Genomic DNA, 8,883 nt, shown 5'->3' on the forward strand with positions numbered 1-8,883 from the left:
CGGCGGGCCGGTCCTGGGCGGCCAGAGTGCGCAGGTACTGGCCGAGGGCGCGCATCTGCTCCGCGCTGACCGGCTGCGACCCGCGCAGACGCGCGGCCGCGACCCGCGCCGTCTCGGGGGCGTTCTCGTCGTCCTCGATGGCCAGGCCGAGCACCCGCTTACGGATGTCGGACCGCAGCCGCACCCTGGTGGCCGGCGTCCCGTCATCCAGCGCGGTGATCGTGGAGCGCGGCTTACGCTCGCGCGGCGGCCGCGGCTTGCGCGGCTTCTTCATCCGCAGGCCGCGCCCCCGCGTCACCGTCTCGCCGGCGTCCGCGTCGACCAGGAACGGCCCGTTGGGGCCGACCAGCTCGAACGTGATCCGGTCGCCGTCCTTGTCGATGGTGGTGACCTTGGCGGCGGTGCCGTCGTCGTCTATCAGCCACTCGCCCACGACGACGTCGGAGGCGGCCACCGGGGCGATCTCCGGCGGGTTGGCCTTCCGGCCGCCGGTCCGCTTGGTGACCTGCGTGCCCTCCTTGCGCGCCCGGATAGTGCGCCGGTCCTCGGCATCGCGCTCGGTGGTGAAGGTGATGTCACCCGCCCGGGTGACGTCCTCCACGACGACGGTTTCGTCCCCGACCGGGGTGTCCACCCGATCCCCGGCCGCCAGGTCCTCGACCGGCGCCTGCTCGGGCGTGCCGTCCTCGGCGACGCGGGCGGCCTCCTCCTTGGCCTGCTCCCATTCGGCGGCGCGGCGGCGAGCGTCAGCCTCGCGGCCGCCGGCCATGCGCAGCCGGTCGCGCAGCGTGGACCGCAGCGTTTTGAGCTGCGCCTGGCTCGCCCAGTGCGTGGCGGTCTCCTCGGCGGCCGCGAGCTGTGCGTCGGCGCGCAGCCATGCGTCCTCGATCTCCTGCCGGGACGCGCCACCGGCGGCGGCGGCCTCGAACGCCTCGACGGCGTCGGCCAGGCCAGGCCCGCCTTCCTCCTCCAGCATGCGGCGGCGCCGCTCGGCCTGCTCGCGCTGGTTCTGCTCGCGCGCCTGCTCGCGGCTGTCGCGCAGCCTGGCGGCCTCAGCGGCCGAGGTGGCCGCCTCGTCCGTGCCGAGTCGATCAACGGCGTCTGTGAGGCGTACAAGGCCGGGATCGGCCACGTACCGGGGCGGCTGGCCGCCTTCGGTCTCGACCACGTCGCGCAGCCGCACGGCGCTGCCGGGCCGGTAGGTGTCGGGGACGGTGCCCTCCCACACCCGCCCATCGGACTGGGTGAGCCGGGTACCACCGCCCCGGGTACGGATGCGACGCACGCCGTCGCCCGTGCGGACGACGCGGATGCGGTCGCCCGGCCGCAGGTCCTCCGGCTCCACCGCCTCGGTCTCCCGTATGGCGTCCACCTCGGGCTCGGGCTCGTCCGCCTCGTCGGCGGGGCTCGGCGCGCTCACCTCGTCGGCCGGGAGCGGAGCGGCGTCCGGCTGGTCGACGTCGGAGGCCGCGGCCGGCTCCACATCGGGCCCGGCATCAGGCGCGGCGTCGCCGCTGTCGGCATCTGCCTGCCGCGTCTGGCCGCGTCTCGGCGCGCTCGCCGGGGCGGGCTGCTCGGCCGCGTCGCCCGGCACGCCCGCCAGACCCGGGTCAGGCTGATCGGCACTTTCAGCGCTGGAAGTTTCCTCCGGCGCGGGCGTGTCGGCATGGTCGACGTCGGCGGCCGGGGCGGCGACGTTGGGGGAGTCGGGCACGTCCGCCACGGCGAACATGTCCGCGTCGGACGTCACCGAGGGCGTCGGGTCGTCCAGGACCACGTTCAGGTCCGGGTCGGGGTCGGTCGCAGGGTCCGGCATCGGCGTCGGCCGCAGCGAATCGAGCTGCCCCTTCAGCAGCGCAAGCTCCTCGGCCGCCGCCTTGTACTGGTCGCTCTGGGTGGTGGCCTTCATCTCGTCCAGGTGCGACTGGACGCGGATGATCTCGCCGAGCAGCCGCGACCGCTCGCGCGCCTCAGCGAGCTGCCCGGCCTTGTTGAACGGCCGGCCGACCGCGCCGCGCATCTTGCCTGCCTGCTCCTCCAAGTGGGCGATGCGCTTCTCGGCGGCCTCGATCTGCGGTTCGAGCCCGGCGAGCCGGTTCTCCAGGGCGCGCAGGATGCCGTTCCCGGACCCGTCCGTGAGCTGGTGGCCACGGTAGGAGGAGACGCCGCCGGAGAAGTCGAACCCGACGTCGATCACCCGGTACAACTGGTCGCCGTAGTAGCGGCGCGTCTTGGTGGCGTACACGATGTGGCCGCCCAGCTCGCCGATCGGGACCGGCCGGTCCTCGGCGGCGGGCCCGTCGCGCACGTCGCGGATGGCCTTCAGCAGCGGCTCGTAGATGTCGGGCCGCTTGTCGGTCTCCAAGTCGCCGACCTTCATGACGAAGTTGTCGCCGCGGGTGTCCACGCGGGCGGCGATGGCCTCCCGCCACTCGCCGATGTCGGCGGTCAGCTCGCCGATCATCTGGTCGGCGCGGGTGATCTGCTGGGCCAGGTTGCCCTGGTTGCGGTCGTGGGCGCGGTTCAGGCGCTCCAGCCGGTTCAGCTCCGTGTCGGCCTTCGCCTTGTCCATCAGGTACGGGTTACCGGTCGCCAGGGCCTTGACCTCGGCGAAGGAGAGGGCGGCGTCGCCGATGTCCTCGATCTCGCGGACGTCCAGGCTGCCCTTCTTCATCTGGGCGATGAACTTCTGCTTCCGCTCGACCGTCTGCCACGAGTAGCCGTCGAACGTCCCCTCCGTCACGTATCGGAGGATTCGGACGTCCTTGTCGTGGTGGTTCAGGTTGAAGTTCCCCTGCCGCTCCACGCGTCCCTCACGCTGGGCGAGGTCGGCCGGCCGCCACGGGCAATCCATGTGGTGGAGCGCGACGGCGCGGGCCTGCACGTTGGTGCCGGTGCCCATCTTCTCGGTGGAGCCGAGCAGCACGGCGATCTTGCCGTTGCGGGCGTCCTCGAACAGCTTCGCCTTCTGCGCGTCGGTGTTCGCCTCGTGGATGTAGCGGATCTTCTCGGCCGGGACACCCCGGGCGACGAGCAGCGCCTTCATCTCGTCGTAGGCGGCCCACGTCGACGTGTCGCCGTCCCCGGCCGGAGCGTCGCCGGGCTCGTCGGAGACGTCGCCCTTCGGCTCCGGAATCTTCGTGATCTTCTCGCCGCGGCCTGCCTCGAAGCTCGCGGTGGCGCCGGACGGCCGTTCGACGTCGATCGCGTACACCTGCTCGTCGGTGTCCCACGTGATGCCGGTGATCTTCGCCGGGACGCCGTTGTGGTCGACCCACTGGCCCTTCTTCAGCTTCTCGGCCGCCACCTGCGTCGATCGGGGTTTGCCGGGCTTCTTCTTCGGCGTGCCCTGGTCCATGAACACGATCTGGAGCGCGCCCGCAGTGGGGTGCATCTCCTCGCTGTCCTTGCGGACGGGGTACTGCCAGTCCTTGGAGTGCTCGTAGATCTCGGCGATCTTCTCGGCGGCGACCTGCAACTTCCCGCCCGCCTGCTCCAGGGTGGGGTCGAGCAGCCGCATGTCCAGCGCGGCCCGCTTGCCGTCGCCGGAGATCTTGAGCATGTTGTCCTCGACCACCCGGTCTTCCTCACCGGGCTCCCCGTGCTCGGCGATCCACTCCGCCTCGGGGACGCCGTTGATCCACTTGCGGGGGCTGCTGCGCCGGATGTCCTCGGCGCGGCGGCCCAGATCGGCGATGTAGTCGAGCTGCTCCGGCGTGGCCGGGACGACGACGGTCTCCCCGCGGTTGCCGTTGGCGTCCTTCCGGACGGGCGGGGTGGGCAGGCCGAGGTCGTCAGCGGTTTTGACGTCGGCGAACACCCGGTAGATGCGCAGCAGCTCCGGCACGTTGCGGAACTTGGCGAAGCGGGCCTTCTGCCTGAACCCGTTGCCGTCCGGGTTGAGCTCGATGTCGGTGATGACGTCGCCGAACGTGGCCGCCCACGTGTCGAAGTCGTCAATCCCGGCCTCTTCGAGCAGGTCCGGCCGCAGGTACCGCATCATCACGTACGCCTCGGTCACCGAGTTGGCGATGTCGGTGCCGGTGGCGAACGTGACGATCCGGCCGGACTCCGACCGGCCGCGCAGGTAGTGGAGCTTCATGTGCAGGTCGCTGGCGCGGCCCGACCCGTCGATCCCCGCGCCCTCGATCCGGGAGGGGGTGCGCAGGTTCTTGTACATGTGGGCTTCGTCCACCATCAGGTAGTCGATGCCGGTGTGCTCGAAATGGATGTTGCCCTCGTCGCGGCGGGCGCCGGCGAGCTTGGCCTTGATCTTCTCCTCGGCCTGGACGAGCTGACGCATCAGCCGCTTCAGCAGGCGGGAGTCCTCACCGAACGCCTTGGCGCGCTCGACGGCGGCGCGGAGCTTGTTCAGCTCGTCGTCCCGGTACGCCTGCTGCACGTCCGGGTGCATGTCGATCTTCTCGAACGCCTTCTGGGTGAGGATGACGGCGTCCCAGTCGCCCGTCGCCGCGCGGGCCACGAACTCGCGCCGCTTGTCCTTCTCCAGGTCCTTCGTGCCCGCCGCCAGGATCTTGGCGTTCGGGTACAGCTCCAGGAACTCGCGGGTGAACTGCTCCAGCATGTGGTTCGGGACCACGATCGCGGGCTTCTTCGCCATGCCGGTGCGGCGCAGCTCCATCGCGCCCATCACCATCTCGGCCGTCTTACCGGCGCCGACCTCGTGCGCGAGCAGCGCGGCCGGCTCGTTGACGATGCGGGCGACAGCCGCCTTCTGGTGCTCGCGCGGCTTCCACCCGTGCGCGAGGCCGGGCAGGAGCGGGTTCGCCCCGTCGTAGGAGCGCAGGACGATGCTGTTGAACCGGTCGTTGTAGATGCGGGCCAGCCGTTCGGCCCGGTCGGCGTCCTCCCATACCCATTCGGAGAACCGTTCGGCGAGCTCCTGCGCCTTCTGCTGGACCTCGATCGTCCCGCCCGGGTTGGCGACGCTGCCGCCGTCCGGCGTCGAGCTGGTGACCTTGATCGTGGCCTGGCGCAGCAGCGACTCGGCGATCTCGATCGCCGACCACTGCTTGAAGTGCGTGCCGAAGGTGTTGCGGGCCTCGTACCCGTCCTTGTAGCCGTTGACCTCCCACAGCGACCCGCCCGCGTGGTTGACGCGCACGCTGGGGTCGTTCAGGACCTCGCGCAGGAACTCCGTGACCGTCGCGGCGTTGATCCACGCCGCGCCAAGCTTCGCGTCGATCTCCCCCGGGGTGAGGTCGCGGGGGAGGACCTCCTCCAGCGCCGCGGCGTTGAGCGCGAAACGCGGGTCGTTCTCGGCCGCCGTCCGGGCGGCGGTCAGCTTCTGCCGGACGTTGCCCGACAGGTAGTCAGCCGCCGCCACGTACTGGGCCTGGCCGGGCAGGTAGTACGGTTCGCCCGTCTCGGTGTAGAACGGCGGCTGCTCGTAGATGCGGTTGCCCAGACGCTGCCGGGCGGTCTCCTCATCGACGCCGAGCAGCTTGGCGACCTCGTCCAGGCGCAGCTCGCCGAACCGGTCGATGACGACCGCCAGGGCCTCGCCCGGGTCGTCCGTCGACGTGATCGGCTTCTTGGCCGCGACGACCCGCTTGGACAGGATGTCCGCCTTGCGGGTGTTGCCGGTGTCGGGGTCGTAGTCGTCCAGCGCGAACACGACCGCGCCGGCCGGGTCGGACCGCATGAACCCGATCGCGGTTGAGGCCTTCTCCGACTCGGAGACGCTGCGCCCCTCGGCGTCGGCTCTCTCCTTGGCCTCGGCCGGGGTGAAGCGGCGGTTGGCGCGCTTGGAGATCGCCCCCCACTTGCGGGTGTAGGCGTCGTGGCGGCGGTTCAGCTCGGCGCGCAGCTCGGCCATGCGCGGCGTGTCGGCCGCGGACGCGTTCTCCTCGGCCAGCAGGGCGCGGGCGACGTCGCGCAGGCCGACGAGCGCGGTGAGCTGTTCCGTCTGGCTTGGGTGGACGTTGGCGGGGTGGGCGACGCCTCTCTGCACTTGGGAGAACGAGCCGTCGTCGTTGAGGTGCAGCGCACCGTCGTGGCCTTCGTGGCGGGAGGCGAGCTGCAGCCGCTCGGCGGGGGTGGCGGACTGCTCGAACGTGTCGCCGCGCTGCTGGGCGTCGGCCACGATCCGGTCGAGCGCGTCCCGCAGGGCGGGGGCGGCGTCGCGGTCGCCCTTGACGACGATGTCGTGGTCGGTGAACTGGCCTCGGCCGGTGGTCTGCTCGCCGAGGATGTTCTCCGGGTGCTGCTGGAAGTAGACGTTGATCGGGTGCTGGCTGCCGTTGACGTCGGTCAATGGGGCGTTGATCCACGAGGTGTCACCGGCCGGCTCGCCCTCCTCCCGCTTGCGGAAGATGAGCAGGTCGGTGACGACGTCGGTGCCTGCGGCCTTGCGGTGCGCGCCGGACGGGAGCCGGACAGCGCCGACCAGATCGCCCATGCGGGCCATCTCGCGCCGCGCCGAGGAGTCCTCGCTGTCCATGGTGTAGCGGGAGGTGATGACGGCGACCAGGCCGCCAGGCCGGGTCAGGCCGAGGCTCTTGAGGATGAAGTGGTTGTGGATCGAGTGCTTCTGGTCGGGGTTGTACTCGCGGTCCACGAGCCAGTAGTCGCCGAACGGCACGTTGCCGACGACGGCGTCGAACGACCCTTCGGGCGCGCGGGTGTCGGCGAACGACTCGTTGCGGATGACGGCGTCCGGGTACAGCGCTTGCGAGATGCCCGCCGTGGTGGGGTCGAGCTCGACGCCGGTCATGTGCGCGCCCGAGGGGGCGAGGCCGATGAACGTGCCCGACCCGGAGCCGGGTTCGAGGACGTTGCCGCCGTTGAAGCCGAGCGCCTGAACCGCGTCCCACACCTCGGAGACGATCGCGGCGTCGGTGTAGTGGGCGTTGAGCGTGTTGACCTCGGCGTTGCGCCACTCGGCGTCGCTCAGCATCGCCCGCAGCTCGGCCCGCTCCGGCGCGAAGCTCTCCCACCGCTTCAGGGCGCGCTCGAACTTGGCTGGGTCGGGGTTGCCGTCGTCGTCGCGGAACCGCTTCTCCTGCGGCAGCGGCTCCGACTCCAGCACGATCGGCAGCGACCCCCACCCCGACCAGCGGGCCAGGACGCGCCGCTCCTCCTCCGTCGCCGGACGATTCTCGGCCTGGAGCTGCCGGAGGGTGCGGACGGCGGCGATGTTGGCGCGGGCCTTCGCCTTCTCGCCCGCGGGCGCCAGGTCCTCCTGAGAGGAGGGCCGGAAGTTGCCGGCCGGGGTTACGCCGGCGGCAGCTCCTCGTTCTCCCTGCCGGGCTCGGGCGTCAGGTACACCAGCTCGTCCAGGATCATCGCCCAGGCTGTCGTCTCGGCGTTCCTGATCCGGCCCAGCCGGTCCTCGAACGTCTCGCCCTCGGGCGCCTTCCCGGCCAGATCCTCGGCCCGCTCGTCCACCAGGTCCTCCACCTGGTGCGCCAGCGTCTGGAAGTGCTCGTCCGGGTTCTCCAGCTCGGCGTGCGCCTTCGGCAGGTACGTCTCCCAGTACCGGCGAGCCAGGCTCACCAGTTCGTCGGTCGTCATCGCCATCGCTGTCTCCCTCGGCCGGGCTGTCGTCGGTTGGCGCTGGCCCGGTCTTGGGGGCGCCCATTGTAGAACTTACAGTAGCAGGATCATCACGATTCGTGTCAACCTGTGGGGGTTTATCCGGCCCCCGCTCCCGGCCTGTACGCCGCCGGTCCTGCTCATCGGTCACCTTCGTCAGGACCCTCTGGACGACGCCGTCGCCCATCCCTCCGTTGTTCCGCGCCCGCCACGCCAACTCGTCCAACTCGTCGTCACTGAGGTTGGCCACGTCGAGCGTGCCCGGGTCAGGCAGGTTGTTGTGGGCCTGCGTCCACTCGTAGCGGGCACCTCTGACAGCGCGGCTCGTCTTCGTGATCTCGTCCTGTGCGATGTCCCGCCTCGGCATGTGGCGGTCCAGCCCTCGCAGGGCGACGTTCAGCTCCCGCTCGTAGTCGAGCGACGTGCCCTCGACGGCGCGGTAGTCGTCGCCGCCGAGGGCCTCGATCAGCCGCCCGCGCACCGTGGCGAGACGCTGCTCGACGTCGCGGGGGAGCAGGCCCGGCCGGACCGACAAGTTCCTCTCCAGCCGCCGACCCTCATCAGGCGCGGCCGCGCTGCCGTCGTGCTCGGGCAGCGGCTCCCAGCCGCGCAGCACCGTCACCCGGGCGTTCCACGAGCGCGCCTCTGACGCGCGCCGCCCGTCCTTCATCACGTATGAGATGCGGCCACGGGCCCGCGGGCCGGTTCCCACCTTCTCCGGCACGCCGAGGAGGATCACCTCGCGGCCGCCGCGCCCGCCCGGGTTCGGCAAGAACACGCGGTCGCCGCGGTCCAAGTCCTTCAGCAGGGGCGTGAATTCGTCCGTGTCCGGCGTACCGCGCAGCTCGGCGCGGGCCCACGCGGCCAGGTCCTCGTCGCTGCCCTTGCGCCGCCAGTGCGACTGGATGACCTGCCGGTTGCGCTCCATCCGCGCCCGGGTCTTGTCCGGCATGTCCGGCCACGCCTCGAACAGCTCGTTGTGCAGCCGCAGGGCGCGGCCGTACTCACCGGCCTCGAACGCGGCCTTGGCCTGCCGGGACAGTTCCTTGGCGCGCTCCTCGCCCCCGCTACCTGCCGGGGCGGCGTCGGGCTCGGTATCGGGCTGCTCCTCGGGTTCGTCGGCCTGCTCCGGCTCGGCTGACTCCTCCCGCTGGGCGGGCTCCTCACGCTCCTCCCGCTGGGCGGGCGGGGCGGACTGCTCCTGAGCGGGCTGGTCGCGTTCGCCCTCGCGCTGGGCGGGCTCTGGCCGGTTCGCGCCCTCCTGCTCCCGGTCGCGCTCGTGCGCGGTGTACATGTCCTCGGTGCCCGCCGCCTCGCGGCCACGGC

General features: G+C 71.4%; 3 protein-coding genes. 1 reads left to right on the plus strand and 2 read right to left on the minus strand.

Annotated features, from left to right (window positions below):
* A partial coding sequence (locus tag ACWCSD_RS40575; RefSeq protein WP_449922834.1) for a helicase-related protein occupies positions 1 to 7,051 on the minus strand: 7,051 nt, incomplete at its 3' end.
* A gap of 185 nt (positions 7,052 to 7,236) precedes the next feature.
* Positions 7,237 to 7,542, minus strand: a complete 306-nt coding sequence (locus tag ACWCSD_RS40580; protein WP_449922836.1) for a hypothetical protein — start codon at positions 7,540 to 7,542, stop codon at positions 7,237 to 7,239.
* A 910-nt stretch (positions 7,543 to 8,452) separates the two neighbouring features.
* On the opposite strand from ACWCSD_RS40580, the gene ACWCSD_RS40585 reads away from it, so the two are divergent.
* The gene (locus ACWCSD_RS40585; RefSeq protein WP_449922838.1) at positions 8,453 to 8,698 is read left to right on the plus strand and encodes a hypothetical protein; all 246 of its coding nucleotides are present in this window, start codon (positions 8,453 to 8,455) and stop codon (positions 8,696 to 8,698) included.
* Positions 8,699 to 8,883 lie beyond the last annotated feature (185 nt).

The sequence above is a fragment of the Nonomuraea sp. NPDC001684 genome (genome assembly GCF_053596515.1).